Source organism: Aminobacter sp. GW821-FHT11F06 (assembly GCF_058808215.1).
In genome coordinates this window covers 547,290-566,243 of the sequence record NZ_JBXARL010000001.1, presented here as the reverse complement: position 1 = coordinate 566,243, position 18,954 = coordinate 547,290, and the positions used below count along the sequence as shown (strand labels likewise).

15 protein-coding genes are annotated in these 18,954 nt (G+C 60.6%); 3 read left to right on the top strand and 12 right to left on the bottom strand.

Annotation, left to right across the window (positions count from 1 at the left end; genetic code table 11):
* Positions 1-227 precede the first annotated feature (227 nt).
* The 4 genes from cysN to AC1RTB_RS02735 all read right to left on the bottom strand — a co-directional run bounded on the left by cysN (position 228) and on the right by AC1RTB_RS02735 (position 6,281).
* Positions 228-2,159, bottom strand: a complete 1,932-nt coding sequence (gene cysN, locus AC1RTB_RS02750; RefSeq protein ID WP_492880335.1) for a sulfate adenylyltransferase subunit CysN — start codon at positions 2,157-2,159, stop codon at positions 228-230.
* Complete coding sequence (cysD, locus tag AC1RTB_RS02745) at positions 2,159-3,100, bottom strand: sulfate adenylyltransferase subunit CysD (protein WP_492880638.1); 942 nt, start codon at positions 3,098-3,100, stop codon at positions 2,159-2,161. The genes cysN and cysD overlap by 1 nt, the downstream gene beginning before the upstream one ends.
* 5 nt (positions 3,101-3,105) lie before the next feature.
* Positions 3,106-5,103: a polysaccharide biosynthesis protein gene (locus tag AC1RTB_RS02740; protein WP_492880334.1), complete on the bottom strand. Its 1,998-nt coding sequence runs from the start codon at positions 5,101-5,103 to the stop codon at positions 3,106-3,108.
* Positions 5,104-5,381: 278 nt separating this feature from the next.
* Positions 5,382-6,281 (bottom strand): sulfotransferase family protein, encoded by a 900-nt coding sequence (locus tag AC1RTB_RS02735; protein WP_492880333.1) that lies wholly within the window; start codon positions 6,279-6,281, stop codon positions 5,382-5,384.
* A 343-nt stretch (positions 6,282-6,624) separates the two neighbouring features.
* Between AC1RTB_RS02735 and AC1RTB_RS02730 the strand changes: the two genes are divergently transcribed.
* Positions 6,625-7,347, top strand: coding sequence for a sugar transferase (locus AC1RTB_RS02730; RefSeq protein ID WP_492880332.1), 723 nt, complete (start codon positions 6,625-6,627; stop codon positions 7,345-7,347).
* Between the two features lie 5 nt (positions 7,348-7,352).
* Here AC1RTB_RS02730 and AC1RTB_RS02725 read toward each other — a convergent pair whose 3' ends face one another.
* From AC1RTB_RS02725 to AC1RTB_RS02715, 3 genes are read right to left on the bottom strand one after another with little or no spacing between them, the layout of a single operon-like run.
* Positions 7,353-8,465 carry a NeuD/PglB/VioB family sugar acetyltransferase gene (locus tag AC1RTB_RS02725; protein ID WP_492880331.1) on the bottom strand — a complete coding sequence of 371 codons (1,113 nt, stop codon included), beginning with the start codon at positions 8,463-8,465 and terminating at the stop codon, positions 7,353-7,355.
* 5 nt (positions 8,466-8,470) lie between these two features.
* Positions 8,471-9,403, bottom strand: coding sequence for an alpha-ketoacid dehydrogenase subunit beta (locus AC1RTB_RS02720; protein ID WP_492880330.1), 933 nt, complete (start codon positions 9,401-9,403; stop codon positions 8,471-8,473).
* A 3-nt stretch (positions 9,404-9,406) separates the two neighbouring features.
* Entirely contained in the window at positions 9,407-10,324 is a 918-nt protein-coding gene (locus AC1RTB_RS02715; RefSeq protein ID WP_492880329.1) for a thiamine pyrophosphate-dependent dehydrogenase E1 component subunit alpha, read from the bottom strand.
* 216 nt (positions 10,325-10,540) lie between these two features.
* On the opposite strand from AC1RTB_RS02715, the gene AC1RTB_RS02710 reads away from it, so the two are divergent.
* On the top strand, positions 10,541-11,467 hold the full coding sequence (locus AC1RTB_RS02710) for a sulfotransferase (RefSeq protein ID WP_492880328.1): 927 nt from the start codon (positions 10,541-10,543) through the stop codon (positions 11,465-11,467).
* A gap of 76 nt (positions 11,468-11,543) precedes the next feature.
* Here AC1RTB_RS02710 and AC1RTB_RS02705 read toward each other — a convergent pair whose 3' ends face one another.
* A complete protein-coding gene (locus tag AC1RTB_RS02705; protein ID WP_492880327.1) occupies positions 11,544-13,433 on the bottom strand; it encodes a GumC family protein in 1,890 nt (629 codons plus the stop codon).
* 170 nt (positions 13,434-13,603) lie between these two features.
* Here AC1RTB_RS02705 and AC1RTB_RS02700 point away from each other — a divergent pair, with 170 nt between their 5' ends.
* Positions 13,604-15,052 carry a pectate lyase gene (locus AC1RTB_RS02700; RefSeq protein WP_492880326.1) on the top strand — a complete coding sequence of 483 codons (1,449 nt, stop codon included), beginning with the start codon at positions 13,604-13,606 and terminating at the stop codon, positions 15,050-15,052.
* Between the two features lie 23 nt (positions 15,053-15,075).
* Here the strand turns inward: AC1RTB_RS02700 and AC1RTB_RS02695 are convergent, their stop codons facing one another.
* The 4 genes from AC1RTB_RS02695 to AC1RTB_RS02680 form a co-directional block, all read right to left on the bottom strand.
* On the bottom strand, positions 15,076-16,197 hold the full coding sequence (locus AC1RTB_RS02695) for a sulfate/molybdate ABC transporter ATP-binding protein (protein ID WP_492943790.1): 1,122 nt from the start codon (positions 16,195-16,197) through the stop codon (positions 15,076-15,078).
* 12 nt (positions 16,198-16,209) lie between these two features.
* Positions 16,210-17,094: a sulfate ABC transporter permease subunit CysW gene (cysW, locus tag AC1RTB_RS02690; RefSeq protein WP_492943789.1), complete on the bottom strand. Its 885-nt coding sequence runs from the start codon at positions 17,092-17,094 to the stop codon at positions 16,210-16,212.
* Entirely contained in the window at positions 17,087-17,938 is an 852-nt protein-coding gene (gene cysT, locus AC1RTB_RS02685; protein WP_492943788.1) for a sulfate ABC transporter permease subunit CysT, read from the bottom strand. Before cysT ends, cysW begins: the two co-directional genes overlap by 8 nt.
* A 96-nt stretch (positions 17,939-18,034) precedes the next feature.
* The gene (locus tag AC1RTB_RS02680; protein ID WP_492876382.1) at positions 18,035-18,883 is read right to left on the bottom strand and encodes a sulfotransferase domain-containing protein; all 849 of its coding nucleotides are present in this window, start codon (positions 18,881-18,883) and stop codon (positions 18,035-18,037) included.
* Positions 18,884-18,954 lie beyond the last annotated feature (71 nt).

The following is an 18,954-nucleotide window of genomic DNA, read 5'->3' as shown; positions in this document are numbered from 1 at the left end:
TGGCCACGATCGGAAGGCCAGACGGATCAAAGGTCAACACCCTATCGCCTGTCGTCGGCCAAGACCATGCACAGTGGTCCGCAGCTATTGGCCTGAGGAGACAAGAAAATCCACATCGTGGCCAGGGATTTGGACGTGACGATGGGTAAGACGCGAGCGAGCGCCAGTCGGCTGTGCCTGACCGGACGATCCGGAACAAACAAGCGTTTTGCGGCTTCTGCGCAGCGTTAGTGGGGACGGTCGTTCGAGCAACTGACGATGTTGTTGTCATCGAGCCAACGCTCCAGCTCGTCCACCATCTCGTCGGCGTTCTTGCCGAGTGTTTGGAGATGGAGCTCCGGATTCTCGGGGGCTTCGTAAGGTGAATCGAGGCCGGTGAAATTCTTGATCGCACCGTTGAGTGCCCGTGCGTAGAGCCCCTTGGGATCGCGCCTTGCGCACTCCTCGAACGGCGTGTCGACGAAGATTTCGACGAATTCACCTTCCTCCATCCGTTCGCGCGCCATCTGCCGCTCGGCGCGGAACGGCGAAATGAAGGATACGAGCACGATGAGCCCGGCGTCCGCCATCAGCCGGGCGACCTCGACCACGCGGCGGATGTTTTCGACCCGATCCTCCTCGGTGAAACCCAAATCCCGGTTGAGACCGTGGCGGATATTGTCGCCATCAAGCAGATAGGTGTGCCGGCCCGCAACATTCAGCTTTTTCTCGAGCAGGTTGGCGATTGTCGACTTGCCCGAACCCGACAGGCCGGTGAACCACAGCACGGCCGGCTTCTGGTACTTTTGTCCAGCGTGCTGGCTGCGGTCCACGTCGAGCATCTGCCAGTGGATGTTGCGGGCGCGCCGCAACGGATGGCTGATCATGCCGGCGGCAACGGTGGCGTTGGTCATGCGGTCGACCAGGATGAACGCGCCGGTGACACGGTTGTCGCCGTAGCGGTCGAAAGCGATAGGCGCCTGGACGGAGAGATCGCACACGCCAATCTCGTTCATGTCGAGATGTGCCGCGGCTTCCTTGGCGAAGCTCGTCACATTGATCCGATGTTTGAGCGCAGTCACCGTCGCTCCCACTTGATCGGTCTCCGTGCGCAGGATGTAAGGTCGGCCGGGCATCAGCGGCTTTTCGTCGAACCACACGATGTTGGCCTGGAACTGGTCGGCGACCTCGGGCCGGGCATCGACGGCTGACAGCACGTCGCCGCGCGAGATCTCGATCTCGTCCTCCAGCAAAAGGGTCACTGACTGGCCGGCGATGGCCTGCTGATTGTCTGCTGCGCCAACGAGAATCCGTTTCACGCGCGAGTGGCGTCCGGACTTCGCCGAAACCACGGCCTGGCCCGCGCCGACAAACCCAGACGCGATGGTACCCGAGAAGCCGCGAAAATCCTGGTTGGGGCGGTTCACATACTGGACAGGGAGACGGAACGGCTTGTCGAGCGCGTCGCCGTCTATCGCAATCGCCTCGAGGTGTTCGAGCAGCGTTAGGCCCGAATACCAGCGCATTTCTTCCGACCGCCGGGTGACGTTGTCGCCATAACGCGCCGACATCGGGATCGGCGCGATCGACGTGAAGCCGAGGCCGGAGGCAAAGTCGCGGTATTCGGCCGAGATACGTTCGAAAACCTCGCGGTCGAAATCGACAAGATCGAACTTGTTGACTGCGAGGGCCACGTGGCGGATGCCGAGCAGGGAGGCGATGATGGAGTGACGGCGGGTCTGTTGCAAAATGCCCCGGCGGGCATCGACAAGCACAATGGCGAGATCGGCGGTCGAGGCGCCGGTCGCCATGTTGCGGGTGTATTGCTCGTGGCCGGGCGTGTCGGCGACAATGAATTTGCGCTTGGGCGTGGCGAAAAAGCGGTAGGCGACGTCGATGGTGATGCCTTGTTCGCGCTCGGCTTCCAGGCCGTCGACAAGCAGCGCGAAGTCGATGTCTGCACCATTGGTGCCATGCTTGCTGGATTCCTTTTCCAGCGCGGCAAGCTGATCCTCGAAGATCAGCTTGGTGTCGTAGAGCAGGCGGCCGATCAGCGTCGACTTGCCGTCGTCGACCGACCCGCAGGTCAAGAACCGCAGCAGCGATTTTTCGTTCTGGTCCGTGATGAAATCGCCATAGTCGAAGGGCGCGGCGGAAACGGGAAGGTCGTGCCTCGTCATCAGAAATAGCCCTCGCGCTTTTTCTTCTCCATGGAGCCGGTCTCGTCCTTGTCGATGAGACGGCCTTGACGCTCGGAAGTCCGTGCGGTGAGCATTTCCCTGACGATGGCCTGGAGGTCGCAAGCGTTCGATTCAATGGCGCCGGTCAGCGGATAGCAGCCAAGTGTGCGGAAGCGCACGACACGGTCCTCGACGGTTTCGCCCGGCAGCAATTTCATCCGGTCGTCGTCGCGCAGGATCAGCATGCCGTCGCGCTCGACGACCGGGCGCCTCTTTGCAAAGTACAGCGGCACGATCGGAATTTCTTCCTGCAGGATGTATTGCCAGATATCGAGTTCGGTCCAATTCGACAGCGGAAAGACGCGGATCGATTCACCCGGCGCGACCCGCGTGTTGTAGATCTTCCACATTTCCGGTCGCTGGTTCTTGGGGTCCCAGGCGTGGTTGGCATTGCGGAACGAGAAGATGCGTTCCTTGGCGCGGGACTTTTCCTCGTCGCGCCTAGCACCGCCGAAAGCCGCGTCGAAACCGTATTTGTCGAGCGCCTGCCGTAGCGCCACCGTCTTCATCACATGCGTATGGGTGTTGGAACCATGCACGAAGGGATTGATGCCCTCGCGAATGCCATCCTCGTTGATATGCACCAGGAGATCGAAGCCGTGCCTGGCCACCATGGCATCGCGAAACGCGATCATTTCGCGAAATTTCCAGGTCGTGTCGACATGGAGGAACGGAAACGGCGGCTTGGCGGGATAAAACGCCTTCATCGCCAGATGCAGCAGGACCGACGAATCCTTGCCGACCGAATAGAGCATCACAGGCTTCGAAAAGGTCGCAGCGACCTCCCGGAAGATATGGATGGCCTCGGCTTCCAGCCGGTCGAGATGGCTCTGCCTGATGTGACGGTGGGGTTGCGGCATGATCGCGGAGGCTGGGTCCATGGAGCTCATGGCATCAGCCCATTGTCGCGCCCGGTGCTCTGCGCCAGGATGAAGTTCATCGTTTCAAAAACGGAACTGGTATCGCCTTCCGTTGCCGCCGACCGCAGGCGCTCGAAGCCTTCATAAAGCACCGACAGCGGCACTGGCGTCGGAACTGCCCCCATGACCCCGGGGACCGGCGGGTTGACCCGCTTTTCGGTGACGTCAAAAAGCTCTTCGAAAAGCTTTTCTCCGGGCCGGCAGCCGACGATCTGAATGTGCACGTCCTGATCGGGCACGAAGCCGGCCAGGCGGATCATCCGCCTTGCGATGTCGATGATCTTGATCGGCTCGCCCATGTCGAGGACGAAGATTTCGCCACTGCCCAGCTTCTTCTCAAGGCCGTAGGCCGACGCCTGAAGCGTCAACTCCACAGCTTCGCGAATGGTCATGAAAAACCGCATCATCTCCGGATGCGTGACGGTGAGCGGCCCACCGCGTGCAAGTTGCCGCTTGAACAGCGGGATCAGCGATCCGCTCGAACCCAGCACATTGCCGAAGCGCACGGTCATGAAGCGCGGCGAGGCAGCGTCACTCACACCTTCCAGGTCGAGCGACTGGCAATAGAGCTCGGCAAGCCGTTTCGTCGAGCCCATCACATTCGGCGAGTTCACCACCTTGTCGGTGGAGATCTGCACCATGCCGAGCGCGCCCCAGCGCTTGACCGCCTCCGCGATGTTCAGCGTGCCGAAGACGTTGGTCAGCACGCCTTCGCAGGGGTTGAGCTCGACCATCGGCACATGCTTGAGGGCTGCGGCGTGGAACACGAGTTCCGGCCTATGCTGGGCGAACACACCGTCGACACGACGCTTGTCGCGCACGTCGCACAAATGCACAGAGCGTTCGATGGCGGGGAAGTTCTCCGCAAGATCCAGGTCGATCGAATAGAGGTTGAACTCGCTGCTATCGACGAGAACCAGCCGTGATGGCGTGAGCCCCGCCACCTGCCTTGCCAATTCGCTGCCGATCGAGCCGCCGGCCCCGGTGATCATGACGCGACGGCCACCGATAAAGCGCTGCATGGCGTCGACATCGAGCGCAGCCTGCGGCCTCTCCAGCAGGTCGGTGAGTTCAATCGGCCGCAGTTCGAACTCGGTCGCAACACGGGGATTGCGCAATTCGGTCGCGGGATTCAGCCGTGAAACGGCCATGCCCATCCGGTCGGCGCAGGCAATCAGCCGCTCTGCTTCGCCGCTTTCAAATGAGGAAAGCGGTGCGGTGAAGATGAGATGGCGGGGGCGTTGGCCTCGGCCGTCAAGTTCCGCCACGACAGTGTCGAATTCATCTGTCGAGCCCAGAACAGCGACGCCGCGCATCATCGACCCGGTCTCATCGGAGGAATTGTTGAGAAACCCCACCGGTTCGTGCGTCGATGTCGGGTCGCGCTGCAGCGCGCGCAAATACAGGTCCGCCTCGTGGCCCGCGCCGACAAGCAGCACCGGTATGCGCGGGTTGAGGTCGGCCGGCGCCCAACGAAGGGCTGCAACAAGGGTCCGGAAGTCTTCCTGCCGGAAGCTAAGCCGCACAGCCGCCAGCAACGACACCAGGGCCAGGATCTCGATTGCGATGATGGAATGCGGGATGATGGCGAAGTGCGAATAGAAAAAGACGCAGGTCATGAGGATCAGCGAGGCGATCAGGATCGCCTGCACAAGCACGACGTAGTCGGGAATGGAGGCATATTTCCATTTGCGTTTGTACAGCCCAGCAGCGGGAAAGGTCACGGCGCAGATGACCACAAACACGGCTGTCAGGATCGCGAGCGCTTTGGCCGCGCGGGCGTCGGTAAGGAACATTTGCGGACCAAAGCGGAGCCACGCCGCCAGTATCAGCGCAAAGGCAGCCAGCGCGAGGTCGACTGCGTAGAGATACCGATTGCTGATTGTCGACTTTACAGCGGAGGCGACCCGCGATCTCGCATGCCGAAAGGGTGGCCTCTTGGCCAGCGCCGCGGCGATTTCCATGAATGCGGTACCGCCAGGTTGGCGAGCCGTGCCAGTTTCAACCTTGCTGTTTGTACCGAAATCCCGCAGCCGCGCTCTTTTCGCGGCGCTCTCGTTGTCACGCATGTCAGCCCCCGCTGGTCGGCATCGGCACTTGATGGCATTGGAACCACGCGGCGAGCGGTCTCGGAATTCAGCATAGGTGGAGAGTGCTTGCAGCCGCGCGGTTCAATTCCTGGCGTGCATCTTGAGGGGGCGGCAACTTGTTGGAAATGCGCACGAAACGCGGACCGTGTCAGTTAAACCCTTCGATAAGTTCCGATTTTGCGCAATTTGCGTGCTGCATGGGGCGCCTTTGGCTCTGGCCATGCTGGGTTGTCAGTTAGCCAAGCCGACAGGTCCTTGCCGATCATGCGTCCCAGCGCCTCGACATCGCGGGCGTAATAGTCGACCAGCTGTTGGCGAACGCTGGCGGGCAACGGGGCGTAGCTGGTTTCGCGTCCCAGTAGCCCATGCATCTTGCGGAAGGCGGCCGTGTCGCGAAAGAAAGCCGCGACCGGCTTCAACGGGCGCAGTGCGCGACGTAACCCCGGGCTTACCATCGGCGTCGTTTTGTCCTTTACCTTCGATTGAATGAAGGTGACCGTCTGCCCTGCAGGAAGCCCGATGAACTCCCTGACGGCGATGAGCTGCTCGTCTGGCCGAGCCTTTATCCCTTCAAAGAACGTTATGAGTATCTGCTCGGAAGGAAAGCGATCGTAAAAGGCCTGCAGTTGCTGGTGGTACAGGCCGGCACTTATCAGACGCGTGTTCTGCAGCTTGCCCGGATCGAGGTGGCGCGCGACATCGCGACCGATCTCGCCGCGCCGGTACATCATGCAATAATCCGAATACGCCCGCTCGACCGGATTGCGGAGCTGGGCCACAAGTTTCACCTTCGGCAGCTTTTGGGCTATCAAATCGGCCGCGCCGGTGCTTTCCAGATAGGAATTGGATTTCTCGCCAGCCACGCGATTGGCGGCGTTTTCCGGGAACTGAGCCAGATACCAGTCGTCGCCCTTGTCGAATTCCCGGCTGAAATAGTGCAGCTCCGGCTCGGGCATGGCGATCTGGGGATCGGTCTGCAGCGATTTCTGTAGCCAGGTCGTCGCGCTCTTGGTGGCTCCGATGATCAGGAAATCGATGTCATCCAATCTCATGAATGCTCCCTCGCATCAGCTTCGCCTGCCGCTGGCCGGGCACGAACGCGGCGAGCCCCCGCAGTGCCTCGTTGCTGAGCAAAATATCCGTTGGCCTGGTTTTCGTGACGACAGGTTTTTCCCTAGGACGACTTTAAATTCCTAAGCGCTGCCGAAGTCTCGGAGCCGCCACGCAAGCAACCATTGGGATAGAGCCGGTCAGGAAAAAACGTCTCATGCCGAGCGCATGCTCCTGTTAGAATTCGTTAGAAATCGTGGGTCCGGCCATGCGAATAAAATCATCTCGCTCAAGACCATCGCGATCATGTGTTTCGCCAAAAAATCAAGATGTTAAAGGTTAAGGATGATGCTGAAACGCGGGTTTGATTTCGTCGTCGCGCTGGCGCTTTTGGTTTCGCTCTCTTGGCTCCTCATCTTGATTGCTCTTGCTGTTTTGATTTTTCTGGGGCGGCCGGTTTTCTTTTTGCAGCGACGGCCTGGTCTTCACGGAAAACCATTTACGATTCTAAAATTCAGAACCATGGCGGACACCCGCGACGAGGACGGCAATCCTCTGCCAGATGGCGTCAGACTGGCACGACTTGGCAAGTTGCTGCGGAAAACCAGTCTCGATGAGCTGCCTTCCCTCATCAATGTGCTGCGTGGCGAGATGAGCCTGGTTGGGCCACGCCCCTTGCTGATGGAGTATCTGGAGCGCTACTCGCCCGAGCAGATGCGCCGCCACGACATCTTGCCTGGCATTACGGGCCTGGCTCAGGTGAACGGGCGCAACGCCATAGGCTGGGACGAACGCCTGGCGCTCGATGTCTGGTATGTCGACAACCGGAGTTTTTGGCTGGATCTGAAAATCCTCGCTGCGACCTGCATTGCCGTGTTCAAGGTCAGGGATGTGAGCGCGCCTGGGCACGCAACAATGCCCATTTTCATGGGCTCGTCCCAATCGCGCGCTGACAAGGCCAGGGATCAAAGCGTAGCTCCCGGTCACCCCGATAGCGATCGGCCGAAACTACAACCATCAGGCCGGTTGAATGGAATTGCGCCGCTTCTCTGGACCTTCTTGGGATAGGCCCCTCACGTCGGCTGGCGCATCTGCCGCCGGCCTTGGGCATCGACAATTGTGTTGTCGGCAATGTCGCTGGCAATCCCCGCGCCATTGTGGATCAAGACATTCTTGCCGATCTTCACGCCCAACAACACCGTCGCGCCCATGCCTACGACCGTCATCGAACCAACGCTGACGCCGCCGGCAAGGATAGCGCCCGGCGTCAAGTGCGCGTGGTCGTCCACTGTACTGTCGTGGCAGACGATGCTGCCTTGGTTGACAATCACGTTGCTGCCGATTGTGCAGCGTGGCCCGATCGTTGCGCCGGCCAGAATGTGGCAGCCGCGCCCGATCTGCGTTCCGATCGATATCGCTGCCGAGGGATGGATGACGGGCGGCAGGATGAAGCCCATCGCCGATGCTCGCTCGAACATCATGCGCCTGGTCTCGTTCGACGCCGCGCCGCCAATTCCGATGAAGGCGTAAAGCGTGCCCTCCGAAAGCAAGCGCTCCAGCAGGTCTTCCTTGCCAATAATCGAAATTCCGCCGCAGACGGAATGGCCGACCGGCAACGCCTGATCAACGCAGCCGACGATGTCGTATCCGGAGCCGCCGAGCGCATCGACCAGGCAGGCTGCATGCCCGCCGCCGCCTATGATCACCGCGCGCTGTGTGTCGCGGGCGTAAACGGGCAATCGGTGCGCTGCGGGCGGCTTGGCCGGTTGGGGGCCTATGCCGACGGCGGCCGCGCGCACCTCCGCCTCGCCGATACGACCATTGGCGGGGCTGACATTGGCAAGGTCGATCCCGATCTCTGTAGCGATCTTGCGTGCCTTGGCGGTAACCGTAATTGCCTTGGTCTCGAACTTTGCGGCTTGGGGATTTGCTTCTTCCGTGTCCGCAGCCGCATCCACGATTTGGCACAAGACAGTGCCGACCTCGACAAATGCACCGACCTGAGCCTGGAGCCCGCCGATCATACCCGCCTGTGGCGCCTCGACCTCGATGGCGGCCTTTGTGGTTTCGAGCACGAGCAAGATCTCGCCTTGCTCGACCCGCTGCCCCTCGACGACCCTGATATCGATGACCTGCAGATGATCCTCATTGGCATTGACGCGAGGAGCTTCGATGGACAGGTTCATCGCCGTCAGTCTTTCTCAAACAGCTCAAGGCAAGCTGCGCGTATGGCGGCCGATCCGGGCAGGACATCGTTCTCCCATTCCCGGCTGGACGGGATCGGATGATCGGGGCCTGTCAGGGACCTGAAATGCTTGATATGGCCAATCAGGCTACGCGCGCATTCCGACCCGAAGCCCCAGCCGGGCGAGCCTTCCTCGACGCTCAGCACGCGGGAGCAACCGCCTGCCGCATGCCGCACGGCCTCGTCCGGAAACGGAGATAGCTGCTCAACGGCTACGACCTTTGCCGCAATTTCGTCTTCCTCGGCGAGCTGCTGTGCAGCCGCAACCGCATGTTCGAGACCGCCGCCATATGAGATGATCACCACGTCGGGATTGGGCGGGCTCGGCAGTGCTTCCGCGCCAAGCACGGGCCTCGCATACATCACCTTGTTTTCGATGATCAGATGTGGCGACCGGGCGGAAGAAGCGCGATGCAACAGCGCAGCCGGATCGGCATATTCATGCACGGCAACGACCGTCAGCCCGGGAACGCCGCAGAAGTGCTTTTCAAGGCTCTGCGAATGCGTCGGTCCATAACCGCGCCTTCCGCCCATCGGCGCGCGCACGATCAATGGCACCTCGACCTGTTCGTTGTACATCCATGGGAATTTCGCCGCGTGGTTGATCAACTGATCGGCGGCCAGTGCGATGAAATCTCCGAACATCAGTTCGGCAATCGCAGGCTTGCCCTTGAGCGCCAATCCCAAGGCCACGCCCACCAGACCTGCCTCGCTGATCGGCGTGGTCCAGACGCGATCCGGATAGGCTGACGACAACCCCTTGGTGACTTTGAACGCGCCGCCGTAGGGGTCGATGATGTCTTCCCCAAGGACAATCAGGTTGGGATCGGCGCTCATCAGGTCGTGAAGCGCGCGATTGATCGATTCGACAACACGCATGGGCTAGGCCCGTGCCATGTCGGCCGAAGAGGCCTGCTTCACAGCATCGTCGACGACGGCCCGGCAGAGCGCGTCAATTTCTTCGTAGTTGGGAACCCGGCGACGCATGGGTGGGATCGGATCGCGCGCTTTCGCCTGCTCGATACGCTCGGCTGGGCGCGTGTCGTCGCCCTTGCTGTGAGGTCCGATCCGTTCTGTGCGGAGATAAAGCCAGGCGGGGCGGGAGCCCTTGCGGACATATTCGACGGCTTCTGTGGCGAGCGCGTGGATCGCAGTCGGGTCGTTGCCGTCGTAGGCGAAGGTGCGTACGCCGAACGGCTCGGCACGGCCGACAATCGAACCGGCGACGGTCAAATGTTTCGGCGTGGTCTGGGCGATCTCATTGTCCTCGACGACAAAAAGCACCGGCGCGCCCAGCACCGAAGCAAGGTTGAGGCTTTCGTAGACAATGCCTTCACCCATCGTGCCGTCGCCGAGAAACGTCACGGCAATCGCGCCGTCTTCCTTCAAGGCCAATGCGCTGCCGACGGCAACCGGCGCTATGCCGCCCTGGATGCCGTTGGAGTGGAAATTGCGAAAGCACAGATGCTGGCTGCCGCCGCGCCCGCCACAAACACCGCTCACGCGCCCCATGATCTCGGCGATCAGGCCCTCGATCTCGCCCGAATAGGCGATGAAATGCCCGTGGCAGCGATGGTTGCTCCAGACGATGTCGCGGTTGCGGTCGAGCGCATTCAGCACCCCCACCGCATTGGCCTCCTGGCCCATCGACGTGTGCGTGGTGCCGAACAAAAGCCCCTGTGAGAACAGTTCGAGCAAACGCTCCTCGACGAGACGAATGAGCATCATCTGCTGATAGAAACGCGCGGGAAGCGGCAGATGGAGGCCGAGCAGAACCTCCATCCTATCGACGGTGGCCATCCTATCGACGGTGGATTGCACCGGTCGAGAGTTCAGTCGGTCCAGCGCCGCCATGGCTTCAACCCCCACCCACCCGTCCGAATTTTGGCAAATATTGCAGAGATCAAGTCACAGGCTTCTGCTGGCCACGGCAAGTCAGGAAAATACGACGCTTTCTGAAATCGAATGCTTCGTATGATGGCGAACAGGTTCATTGATCTACGGGAAGGGGCGCGCATGCCGGCGACGCAACCAGTTCGCGTTATCTATGTCGCAGGTTATGGGCGCAGCGGCACAACGGTGCTCGATGTCGCCTTGGGACAGCATCCCCAGGTGATCGGCGCGGGAGAGATCACCGCGCTGACACGGCATGTCTGGCGCCGAAACGAATTCTGCGCCTGCGGCCAGCCGGTTCATGATTGCACCTTCTGGAGCCCGGTTTTGCAACAATGGTCGGAAGGGCAGGCTTCATCGCTGATGCCGCAATATGAAGAAGCCCAAAGAAAGATAGAAGGATTGCTCGGACACGCGAAATTGTCGTCTGGTCTTGGCAATGAAAAGCTATTTGCATTCTACAGCAGTCAGACCATGCGCCTTTTCGAGGCGATGTTGTCACAATCCAACAAAAGAACGATCGTCGACTCCTCGAAGCTGCCGGGAAGGGCGATGGCGCTTGCCCGTGTTCCAAATATCGACTTGCGTGTCATTCATGTGGTGCGCGATGGGCGTGGCGTTGCCTGGTCATTGGCCAAAGCCTATGAGCGCGACGTAAAGGCGGGTCTGCAACGCGAGATCAAGCCGAAGTCCATATCCCGCACAGCGCTGCGTTGGAGCATCGTCAATCTCGAAACGGAATACCTTGCCCGCAAGCTCGGCCCGCAAAAAGTGCTGCGCGTGCGATATGAGGATTTCGTATCGCAGCCAGCCTACGTGATGCTCAAGATAGGCGTCTTTGCCGAACTCGACTTAAGTCAAATTGGCGAAGCGCTCCAGCGCGGAGAATCCGTCTGCCCTGGCCACCAGATCGCGGGAAATCGTTTGCGGATGAACGCTTCGTTCTCGCTTGCCAGGGATGAAGCGTGGCGGTCGATGATGCCAGCTGGACAACAGGCCTTGTTTCGACGCCTGGGTGGCTGGATGCTTAGGCGTTATGGCTATCTCTAACCTGTTGGCAGAAAACGAAAAGCCAACCGCTTGCCGGAAGGCTGGGGCGCAAAATCAAACTATGTTGTCATTGGGTTCACGCCCCAACGCGGCCCTGCACCGGAACGCCATTTGGGGATGGATTGGGCCCCTTGCCATTGAAACGAGGCTGGCTCGACTGGCTGGCAGACGGAAGATTGGCCGGCATGACAGCCCCACCATATCCCCGGCGTACATGCGCGCTGACATTGACCTGGTCGATCACGGTGCCGATGAGAACCGCGCGGTTTAGCCTGAGCTGCGCAGCGGCGTCAGCCAGCTGACTTTCGGTTGTCTTGCCCCAGGTGATCGTCAGGATAACCCCGTCGACAAAAGGCGCGAGCCAGCTTGCATCCCCGGCCGTCAGCACCGGGGACGCGTGCAATACGATGAACTCGTATCCGCCCTTCCTTGTTGTCGAAAGAAGGTCGAGGAACCGGTCGGAGTTGACAGGCAGGTCGGGCGCGCACAACGCAGCGGTCGCATCGACGAACCTCACTCCAGGGGTGTTCGGATTTTTCTGGAGGACCTCGGCTAGAAAAACATGGCTCTTCAAAGCGCGTTCGCTCGGCGTACGGGCACCATCGCTCACCGCATGATAAGGCCCAACCGGTTCCCCGAGATCGAAGTCCACGAACATTGTTCGGCGTCCGTCCGCGGCAGCGGCCATTGCAACGCCCCAGGCGGTGGAGGTGCTCGCGCCGCGATGCAGGCAAGGCGTTACCATGACAACGCGATGTGGCGTGCCCATGTCGGTTGAGCGGCTCGCCATGTAGATGGCCCGGTCAGCTTCCGTGCAAGTCAGATGTTGCCGATCGGCGATCGACGCTGGCCGTGCCGACATCCGGTTTCTCGGGGTTTCCGGCAGATAGCCGAGATTGGGAATCTGCAGCAGCCGCGACGGCAGCTCGCCGCTTCGGATCCGCGTATCGGTTGCTTCCAGCATCAGCGCCAGCAAGAAGGCGAGCAGTGTCGAGCCTGCGAAGGCTGCCGGAATGATGATGCCCGGGATGGGAAATGACGGTGAGTTTGGAACTTCCGCGTCCGACACAATCCGGGCGCTTGGCTTCAGGGATTCAACTTCGAGATCCGACAAGATGCGCTGGACCTCGTCGCCCGTCATCTTTCGAACTGTCGCTATCTCAGCGTTCTTGTTGATGATTTTTGGATGGTTCTCGCCAAGATTGGCAACGAGTTCGGCTCGCTCCCGCTCGAGCCGTGCTTCCTCGGACCGCAGGGTTTGCAACAGTGGCTGCGCTATGCCTTGTCGAAGGAAACTTACGGCACCGCCTGTCGTCAGCGCGCGTTCCTTGTCGGCAACCCGCTCGTACTGCTTAAGCTCCAGCGAGGATTCGACATACATCGCAGCGATTGTATTGGCGATGACTTCCGCAAGCTTGGGCTTTTGATTGGAGACGACAATCCTGACCGCGAGACTCTCGCCGTTGCGGGTGACATCGTACTGGGACAGCAGGGTCGAAATCGCCCGGTCACGCTGAACTGACGGTGCCGGAGCTGCGATCACGGGATCCTTGCTACCGCGCGCATACGGGTTGAAGGCAGGATCGCTGACAAGGTCCAGCCTGTCCACAACGCGGCCGGCAAACTGCCGCGATTGCAGCACGTCCATTTCGGTTTCAGCGGCCGAACGGTCACGGTCGAGCGACTGCAGGGATGCGTCGGTGGCAAACGGGCGGACGTCTTTCCGTTCCAGGACAACGCCTGAGGTGGCGGTGTAGGTTTTGGGGAGGGTAAAAGCTGCAATGGTTGCCAGCAATGTGCAACCCACGACAACCGTAGCGATAGTCCAGATGCGCCGCTTGACCAAACCCCAAACGTCCAGAATCCCTAGAACGTGGTTGGTTGGGTAGCCTGAAAAAGCGCTCCCCTCCAGGCGGTGATGGCCGGAAGTCAGATCACCCTTGAGGGCCTCGGAAACTGTGATCATGTGCCGTTGAGACATCCAGGAAACCGATTACAGCGACTCAACCTAAGATATATATTAGTGGTGAAAAGCACAATTTGTAATTGTGAATTTTTTTGACATGAGCTTGGATGGGCTTGCCCGCTCAGCGGCAACTGCGGGTGCTGCAAACAGACGCAATGGGTGAGTGGCCAATGTGTGAACTGGATGTTTCGACAGTCTCTGGACGAATTGTCATTCGCTGCCTTCTCGCATTGGGGGCGCTTGCAGCGATACCGCAACTGCGCGAAGCCAGCGCCCAGGGGCAGCCGCCGCCGCTGTCGCCCAAACTTCCAGATGGCAGGCAGCGCGCCTTTCCGACCGCGGAAGGTTTTGGCGCCGCTGCGCTGGGAGGACGAGGCGGCAAGGTCATCTACGCCGTCAACACCAACGAATTTGGCCCAGGCTCGTTGCGCGCATGCATTGAGGCATCAGGGCCGCGCACATGTGTTTTTCGCACCGGTGGCACCATCATTCTCGGCGAAAAGTCGCTCGCGATCCGCAACCCGTTCCTGACAATCGCTGGTGAAACTGCTCCAGGCGGGGGGATCGCGGTTCGCAATGGGGGCAGGCAAATCCGGCCTTCAATCGAAATCCTTACGCATGATGTGATCATCCGGCATGTCAGGCTTCGCCCCGGTCCCCATACGATCGAGGCCTGTTGTTCCGGTGCCTTGGGCATCTATACCCAGGCCGCGAAGAACATCATGCTGGATCACATATCGGCCAGCTGGGGATCCGATGAGACCGTCGATTCAGAAGACGCGAGCAATTTCACCTGGCAATGGGGGATCACGAGCGAGCCGCTCTTGCGCGGTGGGCCGGGAAAGAGGAACCGCGCCCGGAACATGCTGTTCACCAAGGGCGGCAACATTTCCGTGCACCACTCGCTTTTTGCCATGGGCAAGTTCCGAAATCCGCAGATCAAAACCAGCGACCCGGATGCGGTCACCAGCATCGTCAACAACGTCTTTTATTCACCGCGATGGGAATATGTGGTGACGTTCGGCGACGAATGGGCAGCCACCCGCGCCAATGTTGTCGGCAACTACAAGATCGCAGGTGAGAAGGACCTCGACGATCATATGGTTCATCTTTTTGACGAAAGCGGGATGGGGCACTCGATTTACGTCAGGGACAATTACGACGAGCCTTATCGAACCGATTCCGGCCAGGATGACGCGCTGGTCGTGGCCGAGGACCAGGGAGAGTCGGTCGTGGCAGAACCGTTCGACGCACCAGCGATCCGCACGACCCCGCCGCTTGTGGCCTATGACGAGGTGTTGGCGAAAGCGGGTGCGACAAAGCCAGAGCGCGATCTGGTCGACAGGCGCATTGTCTTGGAGGTAAAAAAACGCAACGGCCAGTTGCTGAGAGATGATCCGCTGAAAGTCAGCGGGTGGCCAGAACTCGCCAGCGGAACACCCTACCCGGATGGGGATATGGACGGGGTCGCAGATGATTGGGAAACAAGAAGCGGCATGGATCCGACCAATGCGGATGATGGCCGACATGACCCCGATGGCGATGGCTGGACAAACCTCGAGGAGTTTCTCCACGTCATGGCTGGAGATACTGCCGCGAGCGCCAGTGACGGGAAGTGAACGCACCGCCCCCGCTCGAAAGCTCAGGCTGCCCGGTGCACCCGCTGATCATGGTCACGGCTTGCCGTTTCCATTGAGGGCGGAACGGTTTCTCCAAATAGTTGGACGTCCGCCGGGAAAAGTTTCCACTTCTTCGGTCTGAAGGCGATCGTGGTTTTTACCGACGCCGGGTGCGAGGTGGGAATTTCAATCTCGACTCTTTCCCTGCCGCCGCCGATTTCGAGTTCGACGCGTCTGGTTCCGGCGACGCGGCGGCTGGCGGCGACGGTGCCGGCGATGCAGCCATGGCAGTCGTCGAGCAGGTCGATGTCGTGCGGGCGGAAGTAGAGCGTGGCCTCGCCATCGGCCAGGTCGGGCGTGGTGAGCCCGATCGGCCGGTCGGAGATCCAGACCTCACCGTCTTCGATTTTCACCGGCAGCGAACTCGATTCACCGATGAAGCCGTAGACGAAGGGCGAGTTGGGGGTGTCGTAGACCTCGTCGGCGGTGCCGATCTGCTCGATGCGGCCCTGGCTCATCACAACGACCCGGTCGGCGAGTTCGAGCGCTTCTTCCTGGTCGTGGGTGACAAAGATGGTGGTGTGGCCAGTGGCATCGTGGATCTCGCGCAGCCAGCGGCGCAGTTCGCGCCTGACCTGGGCGTCGAGTGCGCCGAAGGGTTCGTCGAGCAGCAGCACCTTGGGTTCGATGGCCATGGCGCGTGCCAGCGCCACACGCTGGCGCTGGCCACCCGAGAGCTGGGCCGGGTAGCGCTTTTCCAGGCCCGAGAGCTGGACAAGGTCGAGCAGTTCGGAGGCCCGCCTACGGATCTCGGCCCTGGTCGGGCGCTTGGCGGCGGGCCGGACCTTGAGGCCAAAGCCGATATTGTCGGCGACCGTCATATGGCGAAACAGCGCGTAATGCTGGAACACAAAGCCGACATTGCGCTCTTGGATGGTGCGGTTGGAGGCATCCTCGTCGCCAAAAAAGATGGTGCCGCGGGTCGGCCGCTCGAGCCCGGCGATGAGGCGCAGCAGCGTGGTCTTGCCCGAGCCGGAGGGGCCAAGCAGGGCGATCAGCTCGCCCGACCTGATGTCGAGCGAGACATCGCGAAGTGCCGGAAACTTGGCGAATTCCTTGCGCACATTGGCAACGCGAACTTCCATGGTCGACCTCTGTCAGTGTCCGCGCGTGGCGGCGATCTCGGCCCCGTAGCGGAGCTCGAGAAGGGTTTTGAGCACAAGCGTCACCAAAGCGAGGCCGGCGAGCACGGACGCCACGGCAAAGGCACCGACGGCATTGTATTCATTGTAGAGGATCTCGACATGCAGCGGCATGGTGTTGGTCAGGCCCCTGATATGGCCCGAGACCACCGACACCGCGCCGAACTCGCCCATGGCGCGCGCATTGCACAGCAGCACACCGTAAAGCAGGCCCCATTTGATGTTGGGCAAGGTCACATGCCAAAAGGTCTGCCAGCCATTGGCGCCGAGCGACAAGGCCGCCTCCTCATCGCCGGTGCCTTGTTCCTGCATCAGCGGGATCAGTTCACGGGCGACAAAGGGGAAGGTGACAAAGACGGTGGCGAGCACGATGCCGGGCACGGCAAACAGAATGACGATGCCATGCAGCTTGAGCCAGGGGCCCAGCAGGCTCGAGGCGCCGAACAGCAAGACATAGACCAGGCCCGAAATGACCGGCGACACCGAAAACGGCAGGTCGATCAAGGTGGTGAGGAAGGCCTTGCCCTTGAACTCGAACTTGGCGATGGCCCAGGCGGCAGCAACGCCAAAGACCAGGTTGAGCGGCACCGAGATGACCGCGACAAGCAGCGTCAGCTTGATCGCCGAAATGGTGTCGGGCTCGTTGATGGCACTGAGGAAGGGCCCAATGCCGCGCGAAAACGCCTGCTCGAACACCACCACCAGCGGCAGCAGCAGGAAGATGGCGAGGAAAGCGAAGGCGATCAACATCAGCGCCGCACGCGCCAAGGGCCGCTCGGTCACGGCAAGCGACGCATGCGCGTGATAGGCGTCGGCGGGGTAAAGCTCAGGATCAGCCATAACGTTTGCGGGTCCGCGCCTGGATGAGGTTGATGATCAAAAGCATCAGGAACGACAGCGCCAGCATGATCGTGGCAATCGCGGTGGCGGCGGCATAATCATATTCCTCAAGCCGGATGACGATCAGAAGCGGCGCGATCTCGGAGACATAAGGCAAATTGCCGGCGATGAAGATGACCGAGCCGTATTCGCCGACACCACGGGCGAAAGCCAGCGCAAAGCCGGTGATGACGGCGGGTGCGAGGCCGGGAAACAGCACCTTGGAGATGGTCTGGAAGCGGTTGGCGCCCAGGGTGGCCGCGGCTTCTTCGACCTCCTTGTCGATCTCTTCGATGATCGGCTGCACGGTGCGCACGACGAACGGCAGGCCGATGAAGACAAGCGCGATGACGATGCCCAAGGGCGTATAGGCGACCTTGATGCCGAGCGGCCCAAGCAGGGCGCCCATCCAGCCCTTGGGCGAATAGAGCGTGGTGAGTGCTATGCCCGCCACCGCCGTCGGCAAGGCAAAAGGCAGGTCGACCATGGCATCGATGACGCGGCGGCCGGGAAAGCGGTAACGCACCAGCACCCAGGCAACGATGGTGCCGAACACCACATTGATCGCGGCGGCAATGAAGGCGGTGCCGAAGCTGATCTCCAGCGCCTTGACGGTGCGCCGGTCGGTGGCGATGGCGACAAAATCGGCCCAGCCGAGCGATGCCGAACGCCAGACGAGCCCCGACAAGGGGATCAGGATGATGAGCGTGAGGTAGGCAAGCGAGAAGCCGAGCGTCAATCCGAAACCCGGAATGACGCTCGGCTGTCTGAACCGCCACCCCGCAAAAGCGGGTGATGTGGTCATTCATCACCTGGCAAGTCTGCCTGGCCCGGCAAGATGCGGAAAGCTGCCTGGGTCATTTGTCCGCCTCCGCTTCGCGAGTGACGATCCTTTATAGCATCAATGTTCCGCTGGACGTTTTCGGTCTATCGCCTGCTCATCGCCCAAAATCCGCCGGCTGCCTTGCATCTCGGGCGGCTGCATGGCTGTGCCCGACAGCAGACGTTTCGCTTCAGGGCGCAGCTTGCGCGAGCAGGTGTCTTCGATGAATCGGATCTGGTCGGCATCGAGATAGGCTGAGAAACCGCCGACCTGACCGCGCCGCATGCGCAGGCTCTCTTCGTCGCTTCGGTCATAGTCATGCGACGGCAATCCCATCGACAGCTCCTGCTTTTTCATGGAGTTGAAGCGGCTAGCTTCCACGGCTTTGGCAAGCTCGGGCAATTTGACCTTGCAGCCAAGGAACGACAGCACTTCGGCGGTTTCGCCATAGGCATTGGCGCTCAGGTTTTCATAGCTCAGCACGTAGGTCTTGCGGTTGGCGATGCCGGTCGACCAGCCATTGAGATAGCGCACCAAGGCCGGCAGGCCGCGCTGCCGATCGACGATGAATTGCCACATGTCGCCTTGAAAACTGAGCTTCTGGCGCGTGGCGTGGAAGTAGCTGGAGACGATGACGTCGCGCGGATCGCGCACCATGAGGATGACAGGACGGTTCAAGAACAGCCGCCTCTGGTAGCCAAAATGACTCACCGGGATGAGAGGCATTTCAGGCCGCAACGCGCCGAAGGCGAATGCCGGAAGCCCCCTGACAGGGTCCCTGTCGAAATTCGGCAGTACCTTGAACATACTGTGCAGATCGACGTCGATGTCGAGGTTGCACGCGTTGGCAAAATAATTCGACAGAATGAAACGGAACCAGGTCCGGCCCGATTTTGGATAAGAAACGAGGAAGGCGTCCGCCTTCATGGCAGTTGTCGCCAAATAAAGTGGCCGAGTAGCGCGATGCCAAATACGCCCGGGAAAGTTTTGCATTCTTG

What these genes read in the sequence shown, in the direction of transcription:
- cysT (WP_492943788.1), bottom strand. Translation starts at nt 17,938, where the DNA reads ATGACCACATCACCCGCTTTTGCGGGGTGGCGGTTCAGACAGCCGAGC.
- AC1RTB_RS02720 (WP_492880330.1), bottom strand. Translation starts at nt 9,403, where the DNA reads ATGCGTGTTGTCGAATCGATCAATCGCGCGCTTCACGACCTGATGAGC.
- AC1RTB_RS02725 (WP_492880331.1), bottom strand. Translation starts at nt 8,465, where the DNA reads ATGAACCTGTCCATCGAAGCTCCTCGCGTCAATGCCAATGAGGATCAT.
- AC1RTB_RS02705 (WP_492880327.1), bottom strand. Translation starts at nt 13,433, where the DNA reads ATGATCACAGTTTCCGAGGCCCTCAAGGGTGATCTGACTTCCGGCCAT.
- AC1RTB_RS02730 (WP_492880332.1), top strand. Translation starts at nt 6,625, where the DNA reads ATGATGCTGAAACGCGGGTTTGATTTCGTCGTCGCGCTGGCGCTTTTG.
- cysN (WP_492880335.1), bottom strand. Translation starts at nt 2,159, where the DNA reads ATGACGAGGCACGACCTTCCCGTTTCCGCCGCGCCCTTCGACTATGGC.
- AC1RTB_RS02715 (WP_492880329.1), bottom strand. Translation starts at nt 10,324, where the DNA reads ATGGCCACCGTCGATAGGATGGAGGTTCTGCTCGGCCTCCATCTGCCG.
- AC1RTB_RS02695 (WP_492943790.1), bottom strand. Translation starts at nt 16,197, where the DNA reads ATGGAAGTTCGCGTTGCCAATGTGCGCAAGGAATTCGCCAAGTTTCCG.
- cysW (WP_492943789.1), bottom strand. Translation starts at nt 17,094, where the DNA reads ATGGCTGATCCTGAGCTTTACCCCGCCGACGCCTATCACGCGCATGCG.
- AC1RTB_RS02740 (WP_492880334.1), bottom strand. Translation starts at nt 5,103, where the DNA reads ATGGAAATCGCCGCGGCGCTGGCCAAGAGGCCACCCTTTCGGCATGCG.
- AC1RTB_RS02680 (WP_492876382.1), bottom strand. Translation starts at nt 18,883, where the DNA reads ATGAAGGCGGACGCCTTCCTCGTTTCTTATCCAAAATCGGGCCGGACC.
- AC1RTB_RS02700 (WP_492880326.1), top strand. Translation starts at nt 13,604, where the DNA reads ATGTGTGAACTGGATGTTTCGACAGTCTCTGGACGAATTGTCATTCGC.
- AC1RTB_RS02735 (WP_492880333.1), bottom strand. Translation starts at nt 6,281, where the DNA reads ATGAGATTGGATGACATCGATTTCCTGATCATCGGAGCCACCAAGAGC.
- cysD (WP_492880638.1), bottom strand. Translation starts at nt 3,100, where the DNA reads ATGGACCCAGCCTCCGCGATCATGCCGCAACCCCACCGTCACATCAGG.
- AC1RTB_RS02710 (WP_492880328.1), top strand. Translation starts at nt 10,541, where the DNA reads ATGCCGGCGACGCAACCAGTTCGCGTTATCTATGTCGCAGGTTATGGG.